The following is a 1277-nucleotide window of genomic DNA, read 5'->3' as shown; positions in this document are numbered from 1 at the left end:
GTCGGTACGCCGGCAGCGATCATGGCGTGCTTGGCCGATACCTTGTCGCCCATCAGGCGAATGGTTTCGGCTTTCGGGCCAATGAACGCGAAGCCGGATTTCTCGACCTGTTCGGCGAAGTCGGCGTTTTCCGCAAGGAAACCGTAGCCTGGGTGAATGGCGGTGGCGCCAGTCACTTCGGCCGCGGCGATGATTGCCGGAATGTGCAGGTAGGAGTGGGCGGCCGATGCCGGACCGATGCAGACGGATTCGTCTGCCAGGCCCAGGTGCATCAGTTCCTTGTCAGCCTTGGAGTAAACGGCGACGGTCTTGATGCCCATTTCTTTGCAGGCGCGCAGGATCCGCAGGGCGATCTCACCGCGGTTGGCGATCAGAACTTTTTCCAACTTCGCAGTCATCAAAGGCTCTCCGCGGTTCAAACGATGGTGAACAGCGGTTGGTCGTACTCAACCGGCTGGCCGTCTTCGACGAGGATGGATTCGATCACACCGCTGGTTTCAGCTTCGATGTGGTTCATCATCTTCATGGCTTCAACGATGCACAGGGTGTCGCCTTTCTTCACGGTCTGGCCGACTTCCACGAAGGATGGCGAGGATGGCGAAGACTTGCGATAGAACGTACCGACCATCGGCGAACGGGCAACGGCGCCGTTCAATGCTGGAGCGGCGGCGGCAGCAGGTGCAGCAGCGGCAGCCGGAGCAGCGGCAGCGACAGGCGCGGCAGCCGGAGCATGCATTGGAGCCGGCGCGTAGTACTGCTGAGCCGGGGTCTTGCTATGACGGCTGATGCGTACGGACTCTTCGCCTTCCTTGATCTCGAGCTCGTCGATGCCGGACTCTTCCAGCAATTCGATCAGTTTCTTAACTTTACGGATATCCATGAATCATCAACTCCCAAGGGTCGGTCAGGGGCGGTTAACTTGTTGTTCAAGCTGTTCCAGGGCGGCCTCCAGGGCCAGTCGATAACCGCTGGCGCCAAGGCCGCAGATCACTCCCACCGCTACGTCGGAGAAGTAAGAGTGATGGCGGAAAGGTTCGCGTTTGTGCACGTTAGACAAATGCACTTCGATGAATGGGATGCTCACCGCCAGCAGCGCGTCACGTAATGCGACACTTGTATGTGTAAAAGCTGCTGGGTTGATCAGAATGAAGTCCACGCCTTCGCTGCGGGCAGCGTGAATGCGGTCGATCAATTCGTACTCGGCATTGCTTTGCAGGTGCAGCAAATGGTGACCGGCTTCGCGGGCACGGCGTTCCAGGTCCTGGTTGATCTGCGCC

Annotated in this window: 3 protein-coding genes; all 3 read right to left on the bottom strand. The window is 59.0% G+C overall.

Annotation, left to right across the window (positions count from 1 at the left end):
* Positions 1-398: biotin carboxylase N-terminal domain-containing protein (locus tag ACXRVY_RS29775; protein ID WP_458239049.1), on the bottom strand; the 398-nt coding region annotated here is incomplete at its 3' end.
* Between the two features lie 17 nt (positions 399-415).
* On the bottom strand, positions 416-880 hold the full coding sequence (gene accB / locus ACXRVY_RS29770) for an acetyl-CoA carboxylase biotin carboxyl carrier protein (RefSeq protein ID WP_223462770.1): 465 nt from the start codon (positions 878-880) through the stop codon (positions 416-418).
* Between the two features lie 24 nt (positions 881-904).
* Positions 905-1277 (bottom strand): type II 3-dehydroquinate dehydratase (locus ACXRVY_RS29765; RefSeq protein ID WP_458239048.1); only part of this gene is annotated, 373 nt, incomplete at its 5' end.

This window comes from Pseudomonas sp. P5_A2_2, from assembly GCF_054177685.1.
Note: the sequence above shows the minus strand (reverse complement) of the source record. Positions and strands in the feature narration are given on the sequence as shown.